15 protein-coding genes are annotated in these 17715 nt (G+C 59.8%); 9 read left to right on the top strand and 6 right to left on the bottom strand.

Translation table 11 applies throughout. The features are described from left to right. Positions 1-45 precede the first annotated feature (45 nt). Positions 46-1500, top strand: a complete 1455-nt coding sequence (locus CKW18_RS05335; RefSeq protein ID WP_095187812.1) for a TrkH family potassium uptake protein — start codon at positions 46-48, stop codon at positions 1498-1500. On the opposite strand, the gene CKW18_RS05330 is transcribed toward CKW18_RS05335, so the two are convergent. Continuing rightward, positions 1457-2518 (bottom strand): AraC family transcriptional regulator, encoded by a 1062-nt coding sequence (locus CKW18_RS05330; RefSeq protein WP_202864023.1) that lies wholly within the window; start codon positions 2516-2518, stop codon positions 1457-1459. The two genes, CKW18_RS05335 and CKW18_RS05330, sit on opposite strands and share 44 nt — an antisense overlap. A 164-nt stretch (positions 2519-2682) precedes the next feature. On the opposite strand from CKW18_RS05330, the gene CKW18_RS05325 reads away from it, so the two are divergent. Continuing rightward, positions 2683-2994 carry a DUF962 domain-containing protein gene (locus CKW18_RS05325; RefSeq protein WP_095187810.1) on the top strand — a complete coding sequence of 104 codons (312 nt, stop codon included), beginning with the start codon at positions 2683-2685 and terminating at the stop codon, positions 2992-2994. A 26-nt stretch (positions 2995-3020) separates the two neighbouring features. After that, positions 3021-3611 (top strand): HD domain-containing protein, encoded by a 591-nt coding sequence (locus CKW18_RS05320; protein WP_095187809.1) that lies wholly within the window; start codon positions 3021-3023, stop codon positions 3609-3611. A gap of 140 nt (positions 3612-3751) precedes the next feature. Here the strand turns inward: CKW18_RS05320 and CKW18_RS05315 are convergent, their stop codons facing one another. Further along, the gene (locus CKW18_RS05315; protein WP_095187808.1) at positions 3752-4567 is read right to left on the bottom strand and encodes a UDP-2,3-diacylglucosamine diphosphatase; all 816 of its coding nucleotides are present in this window, start codon (positions 4565-4567) and stop codon (positions 3752-3754) included. Positions 4568-4702: 135 nt separating this feature from the next. On the opposite strand from CKW18_RS05315, the gene CKW18_RS05310 reads away from it, so the two are divergent. Next, positions 4703-5467: an AraC family transcriptional regulator gene (locus CKW18_RS05310; protein ID WP_095187807.1), complete on the top strand. Its 765-nt coding sequence runs from the start codon at positions 4703-4705 to the stop codon at positions 5465-5467. Positions 5468-5655: 188 nt separating this feature from the next. Further along, positions 5656-6549 (top strand): DMT family transporter, encoded by an 894-nt coding sequence (locus tag CKW18_RS05305; RefSeq protein WP_095187806.1) that lies wholly within the window; start codon positions 5656-5658, stop codon positions 6547-6549. On the opposite strand, the gene CKW18_RS05300 is transcribed toward CKW18_RS05305, so the two are convergent. After that, entirely contained in the window at positions 6543-6830 is a 288-nt protein-coding gene (locus tag CKW18_RS05300) for a SelT/SelW/SelH family protein (protein WP_095187805.1), read from the bottom strand. The two genes, CKW18_RS05305 and CKW18_RS05300, sit on opposite strands and share 7 nt — an antisense overlap. A gap of 71 nt (positions 6831-6901) precedes the next feature. Between CKW18_RS05300 and CKW18_RS05295 the strand changes: the two genes are divergently transcribed. Then, positions 6902-9091, top strand: coding sequence for a patatin-like phospholipase family protein (locus CKW18_RS05295; RefSeq protein ID WP_095187804.1), 2190 nt, complete (start codon positions 6902-6904; stop codon positions 9089-9091). Positions 9092-9233: 142 nt separating this feature from the next. Here the strand turns inward: CKW18_RS05295 and CKW18_RS05290 are convergent, their stop codons facing one another. From CKW18_RS05290 to recQ, 3 genes are all read right to left on the bottom strand, one after another. Beyond that, positions 9234-11012 (bottom strand): FimV/HubP family polar landmark protein, encoded by a 1779-nt coding sequence (locus CKW18_RS05290; RefSeq protein ID WP_095187803.1) that lies wholly within the window; start codon positions 11010-11012, stop codon positions 9234-9236. Positions 11013-11140: 128 nt separating this feature from the next. Beyond that, positions 11141-11575, bottom strand: coding sequence for a MarR family transcriptional regulator (locus CKW18_RS05285; protein ID WP_095187802.1), 435 nt, complete (start codon positions 11573-11575; stop codon positions 11141-11143). A gap of 134 nt (positions 11576-11709) precedes the next feature. Continuing rightward, positions 11710-13839: a DNA helicase RecQ gene (gene recQ, locus CKW18_RS05280; protein ID WP_095187801.1), complete on the bottom strand. Its 2130-nt coding sequence runs from the start codon at positions 13837-13839 to the stop codon at positions 11710-11712. Between the two features lie 400 nt (positions 13840-14239). Here recQ and CKW18_RS05275 point away from each other — a divergent pair, with 400 nt between their 5' ends. From CKW18_RS05275 to CKW18_RS05265, 3 genes are all read left to right on the top strand, one after another. After that, positions 14240-14827 (top strand): YecA family protein, encoded by a 588-nt coding sequence (locus tag CKW18_RS05275; RefSeq protein ID WP_095187800.1) that lies wholly within the window; start codon positions 14240-14242, stop codon positions 14825-14827. Positions 14828-14837: 10 nt separating this feature from the next. Next, entirely contained in the window at positions 14838-15233 is a 396-nt protein-coding gene (locus CKW18_RS05270; RefSeq protein WP_095187799.1) for a YbaN family protein, read from the top strand. 272 nt (positions 15234-15505) lie between these two features. Beyond that, positions 15506-17455 carry an Ig-like domain-containing protein gene (locus CKW18_RS05265; RefSeq protein WP_095187798.1) on the top strand — a complete coding sequence of 650 codons (1950 nt, stop codon included), beginning with the start codon at positions 15506-15508 and terminating at the stop codon, positions 17453-17455. The last annotated feature ends 260 nt before the right edge of the window (positions 17456-17715 follow it).

The following is a 17715-nucleotide window of genomic DNA, read 5'->3' as shown; positions in this document are numbered from 1 at the left end:
CACGGGTAGAATGGCGCCCTTCCCACATCAACCCGAGCGGACTTCATGGCGTTGCCGACCTTACGGATCATTGGTTTCATCATCGGCATCTTCCTGATTACCCTGGCGGTTGCCATGGTCGTGCCGATGGCCACGCTGGTGATTTTCGAGCGCACCAGTGACCTGCCATCGTTCCTCTGGGCGAGCATGATTACCTTTGTCGCCGGCCTCGCGCTGGTGATTCCCGGTCGCCCCGAACACATTCATTTGCGCCCGCGCGACATGTACCTGCTCACCGTCAGCAGTTGGCTGGTGGTGTGTATTTTCGCCGCGTTGCCGTTTTTGCTCACACAACACATCAGCTACACCGACTCGTTCTTCGAAAGCATGTCCGGCATCACCGCCACCGGTTCGACCGTACTCAGCGGCCTGGACAACATGTCGCCGGGAATCCTGATGTGGCGCTCGCTGCTGCACTGGCTTGGCGGCATTGGCTTTATCGGCATGGCGGTGGCAATTCTGCCGCTGCTGCGCATCGGTGGCATGCGCCTGTTCCAGACCGAATCCTCGGATCGCTCGGAAAAGGTCATGCCACGCTCGCACATGGTGGCGCGGCTGATCGTAGCGGCTTACGTCGGCATCACCGTCCTCGGCAGCCTGGCGTTCTGGTGGGCCGGGATGAGCCCGTTCGATGCGATCAACCACGCAATGTCGGCGATTTCCACCGGCGGGTTCTCGACGTCCGACCAGTCGTTGGCCAAGTGGACGCAACCGGCAGTGCACTGGGTCGCGGTGGTGGTCATGATTCTCGGCAGCCTGCCATTCACCCTGTACGTGGCGACATTGCGCGGCAATCGTCGAGCGTTGATCAAGGATCAGCAGGTACAGGGCATGCTGGCGATGTTGTTAGTGACATGGCTGGTGCTCGGCACCTGGTACTGGTGGACGACCCAACTGCATTGGCTGGATGCGCTGCGTCATGTGGCGCTGAACGTGACGTCGGTGCTGACCACCACCGGTTTTGCCCTCGGCGACTACAGCCTGTGGGGCAACTTCTCGCTGATGCTGTTTTTCTATCTGGGTTTTGTTGGCGGCTGTTCCGGGTCGACGGCGGGCGGGATCAAGATCTTCCGCTTCCAGGTCGCCTACATCTTGCTCAAGGCCAACCTTAATCAGCTGATTCATCCGCGCGCGGTGATCAAGCAGAAGTACAACGGTCATCGCCTCGACGAAGAGATCGTGCGCTCGATTCTGACCTTTTCGTTCTTCTTCGCCATCACCATCTGCGTGATCGCCCTGTTGCTGTCGCTGCTCGGCGTCGATTGGATGACGGCACTGACCGGCGCCGCCAGCACCGTGTCCGGTGTCGGCCCGGGCCTTGGCGAAACCATTGGCCCGGCGGGCAACTTTGCGACCCTGCCGGATGCAGCCAAGTGGATTCTGTCGTTCGGCATGCTGCTCGGCCGACTGGAGATCATCACGGTGTTTGTACTGTGTATTCCGGCCTTTTGGCGTCACTGATCGCATTCGGCGCCTGTAACAGCCGCGCCCGGTAATCGCCGGGCGTGGTGTCGAACCAGCGACGGAACGCGCGGAAGAAATTGCTCGGATCGGCGAAACCCAACAGATAGGCGATTTCCAGCAGGGTCATGCTCGGTTGCGCCAGATACTGTTCGGCCAGTTCTCGGCGGGTGTCGTCGAGCAATTGCTGAAAACTCGTGCCCTCCTCCTGCAACCGACGCTGCAAAGTGCGCTGTGACAAGTGCAGGGTCTGCGCGACGGTATCGCGCTTGGGTTCGCCCTGAGGCAGCAAGCGACAGAGCACCTGGCGGGCCTTGTGGGTCACGCGACTCTCGGAAAACCGCGCCAGGTACTCCCCGGCAAACCGGTCATGCAGCAGCGCCATCGCCTCGTTGGCGGTGGGCAGCGGCGCCTCCATGTCGGCGCGCTCGAAAATCAACGCGTCGTAAGGTGCGTTGAACGTCAGCGGTGCATGGAAAGCCTGTTTGTAGGGTTGCAGATTTTCCGGTTCATCGCCCTGCACCAGCACTTTGACCGGCTGCAGCGTGCGCCCGCTCAGCCAGCCACACAGGGCCAACGCACAGGCCAGCGACGCTTCGGCACTTTGCCGGGTCGGCGGCAGATGGTCGCCGTGCACGGTCAGGATCAGCGCATAGCCTTCCTCCAGCAGGCGAAAACTCAGGTCGGCACTTTCGGCGATGATGCGCTGATAGCGCACCAGTCGCTGAAAGCCTTCGGCCAGGGTATTGCTGGACATCAGCGCATAACCGGCGACATGAAAAGAAGCCGGCCGCACCACTTTGCCCATGTTCAGGCCGATTGCCGGGTTTCCGGACAGCTCGACCGCCCGTTGCCAGAGTCGGGTCATGGAGTCTTGCGGGAAGCGCGCATCCGGATCATCCAGGGCGGTGTAATCGAGCCCCAGTTGCTTGAACAGAACCCGGCAATCCAGGCCGTCCATCTCCAATGCTTTGACAATCCCCATCGCCCAGCTTGCAGAAGTCGTTCGTTCGCTCATGGTGTTTTTCTTTTACATGAGGGGCCGCATGCTACGGCCTGATTTGCGAAGGATACTAAAGTGGCGCCCATTGTCACTGGCTGATGCTACTGATCACTCTAGACTCAAATAAGCTACCCGCAGAACAACTCGTCGCCAGAACAATAACCACAGAGATAGCGGTCGTGGAAAACATCAAACATTTCAACAGCTTCGCCGAGTTCTACCCGTATTACCTCAGCGAACACAGCAACAGTACCTGCCGGCGCCTGCATTTCATCGGCACGACACTGGTGATTTTTATTCTCGCCATGACCATCGCCAAAGGCGCGTGGCTGCTGTTGCTGGCCCTGCCGCTGGCCGGTTACAGCTTCGCCTGGGTCGGGCATTTCTTCTTTGAAAAGAATCGACCGGCGACTTTCCAGCATCCGCTGTACAGCCTGCTTGGCGATTTCGTCATGTACCGCGACATGATTCTGGGTCGCGTGGCGTTCTGAAAAACAAGAAACAGTGAGGATTGCAGATGAACGCCACTACCCGTTTCACCCACATGAAGGATGGCACTGAGGAAGACTGGGCGATCATCGCCGCCGACTTCAGTGCCTATGCCAAACAGTTACCGTCGCGGATCATGACCCACCTGAAATTGCTCGAAGGTGATTTCGGCGGCTTCCCGGTAGATCGCCTGACCCACTCCCTGCAAACCGCGACCCGTGCTTTTCGTGACGGACGTGACGAGGAATACGTGGTCTGCGCGTTATTGCACGACATCGGTGACACCCTCGGCTCGTACAACCATCCGGACATTGCCGCAGCGATTCTAAAGCCGTTCGTCAGCGCCGAAAACCTGTGGATGGTAGAAAAGCACGGGATCTTCCAGGGCTATTACTTCTTCCATCACCTGGGCATGGATCGGCACTTGCGCGAGCAGTTCAAGGAACACCCGCAGTTTCAGGCAACAGCCGAGTTTTGCGCCAAGTACGATGCAGCGGCGTTTGATCCTGACTATGACACGCTGCCGTTAAGCTTCTTTGAGCCGATGATGGAAAGGTTGTTTGCGCAACCGAAGCACTCGATTTACAAGGCCGCGATGGAAGAACACAGCCCGGCCTGAGAACTCCACCGCTTAAACTGTGGTAATCCTTGTGGGAGGGGGCTTGCTCCCGAAGTGGTGTGTCAGGCTACATAATTTGTGTCTGATCCACCGCCTTCGGGAGCAAGCCCCCTCCCACAAGGGGTCACTACCCTGTGAACTCAGGCGAGTTCGGCAACCTTGGCCGCCTTGAGCTGCGCCTCACGCGCCTGCGCATCCGCCAGGCGATACAACTCGATCGTGCCGTCCCAGTGTTCGATCAGCGCCGTGCAAGACTCCACCCAATCGCCGCAATTGAAGTAATCCACCTCGCCGACTTTACGGATCTCGGCATGGTGAATGTGCCCGCAGACCACGCCATGCAGCTCACGCTTCACACATTCATGGGCAATGGCTTCTTCGAAGTCGCTGATAAAACTCACCGCTGTCTTCACCTTGTGCTTCAGATACGCCGACAGCGACCAGTAACCGTAGCCATAGCGGGCGCGCCAATGGTTGAGCCAGCGATTAAGGGTCAGGGTGAACTCGTAGGCGGAATCGCCGAGAAAGGCCAGCCAACGGTGATAGCGGGTGATCACATCAAACTGGTCGCCGTGAATCACCAGCAAATGCCGACCGTCTGCCGTGACATGCACCGCCTCGTCGACCAACTGAATATTGCCCAGGATCAGCTTCGAATAACGACGCAGGAATTCATCGTGGTTGCCGGTGACGTAGATCACTTCGGTGCCGCGTTTGCTCATGGTCAACAAACGGCGAATCACGTTGGTGTGCGCCTGCGGCCAATACATGCCGCCGCGCAGTTTCCAACCGTCGATGATGTCGCCAACCAGGTAAATCTTGTCGGCATGGTAGCCCTTGAGAAACTGCGACAGGTGTTCGGCCTGGCAGTCCCGTGTGCCCAGGTGCACGTCAGAGATCCACAAGGTGCGCACGCGTTGTTTGCGGCTGGGTCTGGCGAGCTCGGCGCTGGTCATGGGCAACCCTCTGCGATGTTTTCGCCAGAGTGCGCCTGTCCGGTTAATCGACCATGACAGGCACGAGTCAGTCCTGTGACAGCGCATCCCGGGCATGCCGGTGTAGACTGGCGATCACTTCGGAGACGACCTGCCATGCGACCGATCCTCAGCCTGCGTCAGTACACCCACGATCTGATCGTCCACAGCCACGAGCACGCCCAATTGGTGTTCGGTCTGTCCGGTGCGCTGGATTTCGAGGTCGAGGGCTGTGGCAGCCAGGTGCGTCAGCAGAGTTTCGTGGTGGTCCCGGCCGGCGCCCATCATGCCTGCGGCAGTCCGCAGGGCAGTCGCTGTCTGGTGCTGGATATTCCCGACGGCCAATGGGTCGCCGATTCACTCGGTGACCATGCGGAGGCCAGCCGGCGCTTGCTCGGCAACCCTGCTCGCTTGTCGCTGGACTCGGGGCAAAGCCAACTGGTCAGTTGGCTGGCGAGCAGCCCGGTCAGCGATCCATTGATTGCCCAGCAAGGCGCGGTGTTACTGCTGGCCAGTCTGAATCATGCACAACCCGTCGAACTCACCACGCGACGCCTGCCCTATGCGGCGCTGGATGCGCACATCGAGCAATACGCCGCGTATCCGTTACAAGTCGCCGATCTGGCGCGGGTCGCCGGGTTATCCAGCGCTCGCCTGCACGCGCGTTTCATGGCCGAGTGCGGGCAGACACCGATGGATTACATGCGCAGTCGGCGACTGCACAAGGCTGTCGCTCTGCTGCGCGAGACCGTGCTGCCCATCGGCGAAATCGCCAGTCGGGTCGGCTACAGCTCGCAAAGCGCCTTCTCGGCTGCCGTTCTACGTGAGTTCGGTGCATCGCCCGGCCAGCTTCGGCGCGGCTCCTACGACAAAAGACGATAGTCTGCCGACAGACTTGTAGGCGGATACAGGGTTCAATGGACCTATTGATCGTTCCCACGCTCTGCGTGGGAATGCAGCCCATGACGCTCCGCGTCACTGGACGCAGAGCGTCCCTGGAGGCGTTCCCACGCAGAGCGTGGGAACGATCAACGATCGATCAAAAAACCTTGTCTGGATTAAGGATTGCAATGACCCCGCGTACCGCCCTCGGCGCCCTGCATATCGGCGCTCTGATGTTCGGCCTGACCGGTGTGTTCGGCAAACTCGCCGCCGCCTCCCCCGCCGTGATCGTCTTCGGCCGTGCCGCCTTCGCCGTGCTCGCTCTGGCATTTTTTGCCCGTTTCGCCAGCCAGAACGGCTGGCAGAAACTGCAAGCCGTGGACTGGCGGCGCCTGGCCCTCAGTGGCGTGCTACTGGCCGGCCACTGGGTGAGTTTTTTCATTGCGGTGAAGGTTGCCGGCGTCGCCATCGCGACATTGGGCTTTGCCAGTTTTCCGGCCTTTACGGTGATTCTCGAAGGGCTGATCTTCCGCGAGCGTATCCGCGCCAATGAAATCGTGCTGGTGGTTTTAGTCAGTGTCGGTCTGGTGCTGGTGACCCCGGCGTTCGATCTGGCCAGCGGCGCGACGGTCGGTCTGCTCTGGGCGGTGCTGTCCGGGCTGTTGTTTTCCCTGCTGTCGCTGACCAACCGCGCCAGCTCCGGGCGTGTCCCGGCGGTGCAGGCGGCGTTGTGTCAAAACGTGGTGGTGGCGCTGTGTCTGCTGCCGGTGGCGGCGCCGCAACTGAGCGAAGTGCGCGCACTCGACTGGCTATGGATCGCCCTGCTTGGGGTGTTCTGCACCGGCGTCGCCCACAGTCTGTTCGTTGCCAGCCTGGCGGTAATCAAGGCGCGCACCGCCGCAGTGGTGTTCGCCATGGAGCCGGTCTACGGCATCACCATCGCGTGGCTGCTGTTCAATGAGAACCCGACGCTGCGCATGCTGCTCGGCGGCGCGCTGATCATCGTCGCCATCGCGGTGTCAGCGCGGATGTCCGGCCAGGCCGACAAAAAAACCGTCGCCGCCGAAGCAACCTCTCACTGAGTACGGTCGTTGTGGCCGAGGTCGCGGTCAGGATCGATCTGATCGCGCACTCGCTGCTTCAGCACCTTGGCTTCGGGAAAACCGCCATCGGCCTTGCGCTCCCAGATCTGCACGTCATCGCACGTAATGTGGAAAACTCCGCCGGTACCCGGCACCAATGACACTTTGCCCAGATCATCGCCAAAGGTGCTGAGCAGTTCCTGCGCCAGCCACGCCGCGCGCAGCAGCCACTGGCATTGAGTGCAATACGTGATGACAACTTCTGCTTTTGCGACAGTCATGTTCGCTGAAACTCCTGAGACAGAGGGCGCCGCTATAATAGCCGGCTTTACTGCTTGCCCCGAGACTCACAATGCGCCGTTTGCTGTTCTGCCTGCTGCTTGGTTTTCTTCCTCTGTTCGCCTTCGCCAGCGAAGCGCCGCGACCGAAAGTCGGCCTCGTGCTGTCCGGCGGCGCCGCGCGCGGGTTGGCGCACATCGGCGTGCTCAAGGCGCTGGAGGAGCAAGGCATCAAGATCGACGCGATTGCCGGTACCAGCATGGGCGCGGTGGTTGGCGGCCTCTATGCCTCGGGCTACAAGATCGACGAACTGGAAAAGCTCGCTCTGAGCATCGACTGGCAACAGGCGCTGTCCGATGCGCCACCCCGGGAAGACGTGCCGTTTCGGCGCAAACAGGATGACCGCGATTTCTTGGTGAAACAGAAACTGAGCTTTCGCGACGACGGCAGCCTCGGCCTGCCGCTGGGGGTAATTCAGGGGCAAAATCTGGCGCTGCTGCTGGAAAGCCTGCTGGCCCACACCAGCGATACCCGCGATTTCGACAAACTGCCGATCCCGTTCCGCGCCGTGGCCACCGACATCGCCAACGGCGAAAAAGTGGTGTTTCGCAAAGGCCACCTGCCTCAGGTGATCCGCGCCAGCATGTCGATCCCGGCGGTGTTCGCTCCGGTCGAACTCGACGGGCGGCTGCTGGTGGACGGCGGCATGACCGACAACATCCCGCTCGATGTCGCGCGGCAAATGGGCGTCGACATCGCCATTGTGGTCGACATCGGCACGCCGCTGCGCAATCGCAAACAACTGACCACCGTGGTCGATGTGCTGAACCAGTCGATCACCCTGATGACCCGACGCAACTCCGAAGAACAACTGGCCGCGCTGAAATCGACAGACGTGCTGATCCAACCGGCGCTGGCGAGTTTCGGCGTCACTGATTTCGGCCGCGCCCAGGAGATGATCGACGCCGGTTACCGCGCCACGAAAACCCTCGACGCGCGCCTCGCCGGGCTCAAGCCCAGCGAATCGCAGAATGCCGAGCTCAACGCCGCCCGCGCGCCGGGCCAGCGCACGCCGATCATTACCGCGATCAGGGTCGAGAACGACTCGAAAGTCGATGACGACGTGATCCGCTACTACATCCGCCAACCCATCGGCGAGCCGCTGGATCTGGGCCGATTGCATTCGGACATGGGCACTTTGTACGGCCTCGACTATTTCGAGCAGGTGCAATATCGCGTGGTCCACAAGGGCCAGGATCACACCCTGGTGATCAATGCCCGAGGCAAGCGCAGTGGCACCGATTACTTGAGGGTCGGTCTGAACCTGTCGGACGACATGCGCGGCGACAGCGCCTTCAACCTCGGCGCCAGTTACCGAGTCAACGGCATCAACCGCCTCGGTGCGGAATGGCTGACCCGTGTGCAACTCGGCGACAAACAGGAGCTGTACAGCGAGTTCTATCAGCCACTGGACGTCGGTTCGCGCTATTTCATCGCGCCCTCGGTGGTGTTCGAGGCGCAGAACGTCGACGCGGTGCTCGACAACGATCCGGTCGCGCAATACCGCGTCGAGCGTTACGGCATGGCCCTGAACGTTGGGCGGCAGATTGGCAACAACGGTGAAGTGCGGTTCGGCGTCGGTGAAGCCTGGGGCAAGGCCGATGTGCGTATTGGCGATCAGGACCTGCCCAGCGAAAACTTCAATGAAGGCTTCTACTCGCTGAAGTATTCCTACGATTCGCTGGACAACGTTTACTACCCCCACGAAGGCAAAGACGTCAGTCTGACGTTCCTGCAATTCGAACCGAGCCTGGGCTCGGACACGCGTTACCGGCAGTGGGAATTCAAGCTCGACAAAGCCATGAGCCACGGCCCGGACACATTGATTCTGGGCGGGCGCTATGGCCGTACGCTCGATGACACCAACGTGGTGACGTCGAGCTTCCTGCTCGGTGGCGCACGGCAGTTGTCGGGCTTTCGCGAAGATGCCATTTCCGGGCAGAACGTCAGCTTGATGCGGGCGGTGTATTACCGCCGCCTGACGCCGCGTTCGTATCTGCCGCTGGACTTCCCGTTGTACGCCGGTGCGTCGCTGGAGCGCGGGCGGGCGTGGAATAACGACAACGAATTCGACAGTGGCTACATCAATGCGGCGAGTGTGTTTATCGGTTTCGACACGCCGTTGGGGCCGTTGAATTTCAGTTATGGCTTGAATGATGCGAATGAACAGGCGGTGTATTTGAATCTGGGGCAGACGTTTTGAGCACTGCCCGGGATTGATGGCGCCTGATGATTCGCCTTCGCGAGCAGGCTCGCTCCCACAGTTGGATAGCGTTCCCCTGTGGGAGCGAGCCTGCTCGCGAAGGCGGCAGGACAGTCAAGCCCAACAACACCTGACACTCAATTCAGCGGATGCCTGCCAGAAGGGTTCGGGCGGTTTGCTTCAAGGGCTCATCGCCGTCCTTGAGCAATTCATTGAGCAGCGCAATCGCGCTGTCGATGTCGCCATCATCGATACAGGTCTGGGCCTGTTCGAGCTTCCCCGCCCCCGCCTCGTCTGGCACTGACATCTGTAAATTCAAGGGCTCCAGCGCCAGCGACGGCTGCGGATCGGAAAATGCTTCAAGGAAGTCATCGTCCAGCGGCTGCGCCTCCGACTCCGGGATCCACTGAAGCTCAGCGTCTCCACTGGCGGTGGCTTCCGGCAACTCAAAATCCTGAGGCAACACTTGCAGGCTGGAGCCGAGAGCAGAAGTTTCGGCGGATGGCTGAACCGACGCCGAACGGCTGTCCTCCAGATCCCAACTGGAATCCATCGACAACGCTTCCAGATTCAACTCGAACTCGTCCTCGGTTGCCGCAGGCTCTTGGGCAACGGCAATCACCGGCGCGGCGTTGGCGACCAGTGGCGCGGCTGCCACCCGCGATGCAGCAGTCACCAGTTTCGGATGCCGGGCGCGTATGTCCTCCAAGGATTGCGCCTCCACACCCAGCGCTCGCAGATGACTTTCCTGTTGCTCGAACGCTGCGCTATCACCCTGACGCCCCAACACGTCGAGCAATTGCAGACCGAGATCGATGCGCTCCGGCTCCTTGTGCAATGCATCACGCAACAACCCGGCCGCTTCACCGAGTCGCCCATAGGCCAGATAGATCCCCACCGCTTCCAGAACATCGCCTGCGGCCGGTTCCTCGCGATGCTCGGTCGCGGCATGACTTCTGACGTGTTCGGCAGGTTCGGCCTCATCCACGTCGGCTTCATCGTGCAGCGGCACGATCGGCAGCGGCGCGTCACCCGGTTTCTGTTGTTGCCGGCGGCGATAAAGGAACAGCGCAGCCAATGCCCCCAGCAACAGCAGAAGCCCCCCGAGCAGCGGCCAGTTCAAACCTTCATCTGTGGCTTCGGTCGGTGCAACAACCGGCGCAGGTGCCGCAGTCACTGCCGGAGCGGGCGGTGCCTTTTGCAGTTCGGCCAAGCGGGTTTGCAGGTCACTGACCTGCCTCTTGCCAGCGACAATCTGCACATCCTGCGCCTGCAATTTCGTGTTCAGTTCGTCGAGGTTTTTTTGCAACTGCTGGTTCTGCAATGCGCTGGCGGCCAGTTGCTCGGCGAGCGCATCGTTGGCCGGCGGCGTTGCTGATGGCGGAGCTGGCGTGTCACGCTTGCCTTGAACTGCCTGTGGCGGCGCGGTCATCGGTTCGACAGTAGGGAACGCCGAGGACTGCGCGCGCGGATCCGGCTCGTCGGTGGCCGGAACGATACCGGGCGAACCCGGCGGATCGATCAGCACCGTGTACTCACGCAGCAAGCGGCCATTGGGCTGATTGAGCTGTACGAGGAAATTCAGAAAGGGTTCGTTGACCGGTTTGCTGGAGGTCACCCGGATCATCTGGCGATTGCCATGCAGGATCGGCGTGAACGTGAGGTCGTTGAGAAAGAACACCCGCTCGACCCCGGCACTGCCGAATTCGTCCGCTGTGGCCAGGCTCACCGAGAGATCGTTCTGCGTCAGACCGCCGACATCGACCAGTGCGATGTCGGCCTTGAGCGGCTGATTGAGGGCTGAGTGAACCGTGATCTCACCCAGCCCCAGGGCCAGCGACAAGGTTGAATAGCCGACTGCGCCAGCAACCAACAACCCTTTGGCGCAAACGCGCAGTACCACGTGCCAACTTGCAAGCATGAGCATCCCTTAAATAAGCAAAACCGACTTCTATGCGGTTCGCACATCCGGTACGAACACGATATTGCCCAGTAGTTCTTATAGTCTGCTCAGCGCGATCTCTCAAAAAACCGGCACGCGGTTGTGCCTCAAGATCTTTCCAGGTTGGCCAGAATGTGCCCGTGAACGCGCATGCACACCTTCAAATCCGCCTCATCGACGCCTTCGAACAATTCGTGACGCAATTGTGTGGCAATGGTTTCGATTTGTTCGATCAGCGGCAGAGCCGGAGCGCAGAGGACAATTTTTTTCGCCCGGCGGTCTTCCATCACGGACTGGCGTTGCACCAGACCCTGGCCTTCCAGACTATCGAGCAAGCGTGCCAGGGTTGGGCCTTCGACACCGACGCTTTGCGCCAGCTCACGTTGGGTCGGTGCTTCCTCGAAACGCGCCAGATGCAGCAGCACCAGCCAGCGCGCCTGGGACAAGCCCAGACCGGCCAGACGCCGGTCCAGCTCGGCACGCCAGCCGCGAGACATCTGGGCCAGTTGCATGCCAAAGCGGTGTTGATCGGTTAACGGCATAAAACACTCATGATTAGACTGATGTAATAGAGAAAAACTAATTATTAGTCAGCTAAGCATGAGCTGCAGCTATAGGCAAGTGGCGGTCTGTACTGAATCGTTACAACTGTATGGGGGTTGGCGCAAACGCCGTCTCACATCTCGAATTCCGATTGCAGCGCAGCCCGCACGCAATACAGCACGCCTTCCGGCACGCGGCCGGCAAACAGCTCGGCGATTTCGGCGACCGACGGCAGTTCGCCCTCGCCATCAAGGAACGCGTCCTGCACTTCGCCCATCAATTCTTCCGGCAGATCCAGCGCCTGCTCCAATGACAACTGCTGTTTGCCAATCGCCTCGGCAAGCATGGTGTAAACGTTCTTCTCCGAGCACTGCAACTGCCCGGCGATTTGCATCGGGGTCATGCCGGCGCGGGCCAGAGTGATCAGCTCGTGGCGCACATCGGCCACCACTTTCGGCGCCTCGGCTTCGCCACCGAGCACTTCGAGGAAGGCCTCACCGTAACGCTCCAGCTTGCGCGCGCCAACGCCGCTGACCCGGGCCATGTCCGCCAGCGAGGTCGGTTGGCTGCGGAGCATTTCCAGCAGCGTCGAATCCGGGAAGATGACGTACGGTGGCACGCCATGTTCTTCGGCCAACTTGCGGCGCAAGGCACGCAGGGCTTCCCACTGTTCGCGTTCTTCGCCACGCACCAGTTGGCTGGCCGGGCTCTTGCTGGCAGTTTTGGCGGTGACTTGTGGTTTCAAATCGCGGCGCAGTTCCAGGCTCACTTCGCCCTTGAGCAATGGCCGGCAACTGTCGTTCAAACGCAGACCGCCATAGCCTTCATGATCGACATCGGCCAGACCACGGGCGACCAACTGGCGGAACAACGAACGCCATTCGCTCTCGCTCAGTGCCTTGCCGACGCCATACACGGACAGATGCTGATGGCCAAAACTACGGATTTTTTCATTGTCCTTGCCCAGCAGCACATCGACCAGATGGCCGACGCCATAACGCTGGCCGGTGCGGAAAATCGCCGACAGCGCCTGACGCGCAGGTTCAGTGGCGTCCCAGGTCTGCACGCCATCGACGCAATTGTCGCAATGGCCACACGGCTCGGGCATGTCTTCATCGAAATACGCCAGCAGCGTCTGCCGGCGGCAACGGGTCTCTTCACAGAGCGAGAGCATGGCGTCGAGCTTGTGTTGCTCCAGACGCTTGTGGCGCTCGTCGCCTTCGGAGTTCTGCAGCATCTGCTTGAGCATCACCACGTCTTGCAGACCGTAGGCCATCCACGCATCCGCCGGCAGGCCGTCACGGCCGCCGCGCCCGGTTTCCTGGTAATACGCTTCAAGGGATTTCGGCAGATCGAGGTGGGCGACAAAGCGTACGTTAGGCTTGTCGATACCCATGCCAAACGCCACGGTGGCGACCATGATCAGACCTTCCTCATTGAGGAAGCGCTTCTGGTTGAACGCACGCAGCTCGTTGGGCAGGCCGGCGTGATACGGCAGCGCCGGGAAACCCTGTTCGCTGAGGAACGCCGCGACTTCTTCGACTTTCTTGCGCGACAGGCAATAGACGATGCCGGCGTCGCTGCGTCGCTCGGCGAGGAACGCCAGCAACTGCTTGCGCGGCTGCTCCTTGGGAACGATGCGATAAAAGATGTTCGGCCGGTCGAAGCTCGACAGGAAGCGCTCGGCGTTCTGCAGATGCAGACGCGTGACGATTTCTTCGCGGGTGCGCTTGTCGGCAGTGGCGGTCAGGGCGATGCGCGGCACGTCCGGGAACATCTCGGCCAACTGGCCCAGTTGCAGGTATTCCGGACGGAAGTCGTGACCCCATTGCGACACGCAGTGTGCTTCGTCAATGGCGAACAGCGCGATGTTCAACCCCTGCAGGAAAGACAACATGCGCGGCTGCACCAGACGCTCCGGCGCCAGATAGAGCATCTTCACTTCACCGCGTTTGATCCGCGCAGCCAGATCACGCTGCTGTTCGGCGCTCAACGTGGAGTTCAGCGCTGCGGCGGCGACCCCCAGTTCATCGAGGGTGGCGACCTGATCGTCCATCAAGGCAATCAACGGCGAGACCACCACCGCCAGGCCATCACGCAGCAGTGCCGGGACCTGGAAGCACAGCGACTTGCCGCCACCGGTAGGCATCAGCACCAGCGCATCACCACCGCTGGCCACGCGCTCAATGATTGCACCCTGACGGCCACGGAAACTGTCGTAGCCGAAGATGTCCTTGAGGACGCGTTGAGCCTGTTCGAGCATAAAAACTCCAAAAATCTACCGATACATCCCTGCTCAGGCTGGTTCAAGTCAGCCATGGCTGCTTTAAACAAAAGGTAAGGGCGCGTTGCACAGCGGCCGCAATACGGGCAGGGATCGCAAAACGCGGCAGTATACCCGAGCCCTCCCCTGCACAGGGTGCCGCTTATAAGACACATTCTGTAAGCAGCCTCCCAACGACCCTGTGGGAGCGAGCCTGCTCGCGAACACGATGGGTCAGTAGATACAAAGGCGCCTGATACGCCGCTTTCGCGAGCAGGCTCGCTCCCACAAGGTTTGCAATGCTGTCCGGCAATTGCGGCAAATCTGCCATGCGGCTGGCTTGAGCGCGCAAGAAGGCCTAGAATTCCCGCATTGTTTATTCCCCCAAGGTAGCCCCGTAATGTCCTTCGCTGAGCAATTGACCCGCCTGCAAGTCTTCCTCGACGCCGACGAACTGCATGACGAGGCGCTGGACTACGTGGCCGCCCACGGTTACCTGACCGCGCTGTCGATCTGCTCGGAAGAAGTGCCGGAGCGTGAATGGATCGACGCCCTGTTCGCCGAAGAACCGCACTACAGCGGCGAAGCCCAGCGCGAAGAGATCGAAGCCACGCTGATCGGCCTCAAGGCGCACATCGCCCGTCAACTGGCGTCCGACGAAGAATTCGAGCTGCCCTGCGAACTGGATCTGGGCGAAGAGCCGGACGATTCCGAGCTGCGCGGCTGGTGCATCGGCTTCATGGAAGGCGTGTTCCTGCGTGAAGCCGCCTGGTTCGAAACCGCCGAAGAAGAAGTCAGCGAAATGCTCCTGCCGATCATGGTCGGTTCGGGCCTGTTCGACGAACAGCCAGAGTTCGAAGACATTGCCAAAGACGCCAACCTGATGGACGACATGATCGTACAGATCCCGGAAGCCCTGACCGCGCTGTACCTGTTGTGCCAGGCGCCTGACGAAAAACCGGCGATCCTCAAGCCACGTCACCACTAAGAACCGGCCTATGGACAACCCCATAGGCAACCGCCCCCTGATGTTGCGCTACATCCTGCTGGCCATCGGCTGGCTTAGCGTGGCATTGGGGGTGATCGGGATTTTCCTGCCCGTCCTGCCCACCACCCCTTTTCTTCTGCTCGCCGCGGCCTGCTTCGCGCGCAGCTCTCCGCGTTTTTATCAATGGCTGGTCGAGCATCCCCGGCTCGGGCCGTGGATCCGCGATTACCTCGACGGCAACGGCATTCCGCTCAAGGGCAAGGTCTATGCGATCGGGCTGATGTGGGCGAGCATTCTGTTTTCCTGCTACCTGGTGCCGTTGATGTGGGCGCGGGGGTTTATGTTGACGAGTGCGGTGCTGGTGACGGTTTATATTTTGCGGCAGAAGACCCTGCGCAAGTCTTGAGTCTCGGTAAAGCCCCTCTCTTTTTCAGGGCACGCAGTGGCAGCCAGCCTGCTCGCGAAGACTGACTCATCGCAAACCCATGCCTTCCAGACAGAAAAAACGTCCTTCATCTACCGGAGGTGAAAAATTTTGTCGTTTTAGCCCAAGGCGCAACGACCGCTTGTCTGAAATCTGCCCTCACCTGTCAGATCTGACAGTTGCCGGTGCTCTACAAACGATGTGTGATGCCTTCCTACCACCACCCACCGACCTGTTTCGGTCAGGAGAGCATCATGGAAATCAACGATTCTACGCTTGATGTGGTTTTTGATCTTTTTCCGCTTTTCGTACCCGGTTCGCTGCAGCCGATCAAACCGCCTGAACGCGCCAACGTCGGCGTCCCCAGACCGCTCTACAACGATAAGCCTGCCGGCCTGCTGTGCGTGGCTGATCCGTTGACTGAAATGCAGCTTAGCAATCAGGTCGTGGAGGCATACGATTCGGTTGACTTGCATGTCAATGGCCACCCCACGCCGGTGGACAGCACCACTATCCAGCCTGGCGACGAGCAAAAGCGCATCTCCCTGAACGTACCGCACGGGCATTTCATTCACGGCGTCAACCGCCTGCATTACCAAGTGAGGCGCCTCAGTGGCAACGTCGAAAAGTCGCGCGACCTGCTCTTGCTCTACCACCTGCGCGGACCGGTCAACCTCACCCTCGTAATCCCAGACGACGTGGTCACCAATGGCGTCAGCTCTGAACGGGCGGAGCAAGGAGTCCAATTCACGCTCACCTACAACCCCGTGCAGGCCTATGATGAGGTGCGCCTTCGGATGGGCAATGAGTTGTTCACCCTGGAGGTGAGCGACCCTCCAACCCCCGTGACCATGACGCTGTATACCGCCGACTTCGAAAAAGTGGGAGAAGGCCGAAGCGAAGTCGATTTTGTGGTGGTCGACCAGTTGGGCCACACTGCCATTTCCGCCAGCACGACATTGGATATTCACCTCACTCAGGATGAGCCGTTGCTCGCCCCCACCTTGGTCAAACCAGCGGTCAGTCCGATTGATGTACCGGCCTATCCGGAGGGTGTGACAGTGCAAATTGAACACCCGGGCGCCCTGCCTGACGACTGGGCGCAATTGGTCGAGGTCAATCCTCCGGACGGGACACCTCCATATCCGTTGGAGAAATTCGACACAAACAATCGCGTCAATACGGTGCTGACGCAGGCGTTTCTCGTAGCTCGGCAAGGTACGGAGATTTCATTTCAATGGATTCTGAATCCCAATGGCGGGCAAGCAGAAAAATCTCCCGTGCTGAAGCTGAGTATTTCGAAGATCGCCTATGTCCCTCCAACGATTGATTCGCTCAAAGGTTTGCCGAGTAATGTTGAGATCCATGACGGTACCAGTACCCCCGAAACCACATTCGTATTGGTCGGCAAGGGGCACGCCGGGAAGAACATTGAACTGCTTGACGCGAATGTGTTGAAGGCCACGATCCTCGTACCTGACTCCGGTGAATGGACTTGCACCCTGAGGGCCCAGACACTCGGCAATCACCGCTACAAGGTCAAAGCGTTGTATGGCAGCGGGGCCGAGTCGACGCAGAGGACATTGACGATCAGAAGCCCATTGTCGATCGATAGTTCGTTGATGGTGCTGGACGGTGTCAAGTTTCACCAGTCCTACGGGCTCTCAACAAGAGAAGTTCCACGCAATACGGGGATTCGGCAGGCGACCGGGGGCGTGCCTGGCATCACCTACAGATCTTCGAATCCAGCTATCGCCCATGTGAGCAATACGGGGAAAGTATCCGGATTACGTAGCGGAACAGCGAACATCATCGCAAAGGACGGCACAGGCGCTGAAGTGTCCTTTCCAGTGCGAGTGTCAAATATCTATACCCTGATCCTGAGTCCCATTACCGACAGAATGAATTTTGATCAGCTCCACTCATGGGGCGTGGCAAGAGGCGGTGTGGTATTACCCGGCGCGGTAGATGCCGGCCCGGTCATTCGGGCATTTGAAGCAAATTTTTCTAACTATCATCAGTTTTTCAGACAGGCAACCACGGGTATGGACCCACGTTACAGGGTTGTCTATCAGACGCCGACGCAACAAAGACTCGTGGCGGGACACTACATCACGCCGGGCGGTAATTTGTCTGCGATTGCTTGGGGACCTGAGGGGATAAGAGGCTTTGAGGGCCCCGCATTTACCCTGATTCCATCATGATCGGGCTGGAGAAACCCGGAGGCTGATCAGCATTCAACTGCGTGAGGAAACCGTCCCCAGTTCCCCCCTTCGCGGGCTTGCTGGCGAAAGCTGCCTCACGGCCATACATCTCTTCAGGCAGACAAACCCCGCCGCCCCGATCATCGGGACGGCGGGGTTTGCGTTTTAAAGTCAGACGCTCCTGACCGTTCGTCTTAAAAATGCCCGCACCTGTCAGATATGACAGTAGGCAGGATCTTTTCTCGGCGTTCTAATCATTT

This window comes from Pseudomonas sp. Irchel 3E19 (assembly GCF_900187585.1).
Classification (GTDB): domain Bacteria; phylum Pseudomonadota; class Gammaproteobacteria; order Pseudomonadales; family Pseudomonadaceae; genus Aquipseudomonas; species Aquipseudomonas baetica.
Note: the sequence above shows the minus strand (reverse complement) of the source record. Positions and strands in the feature narration are given on the sequence as shown.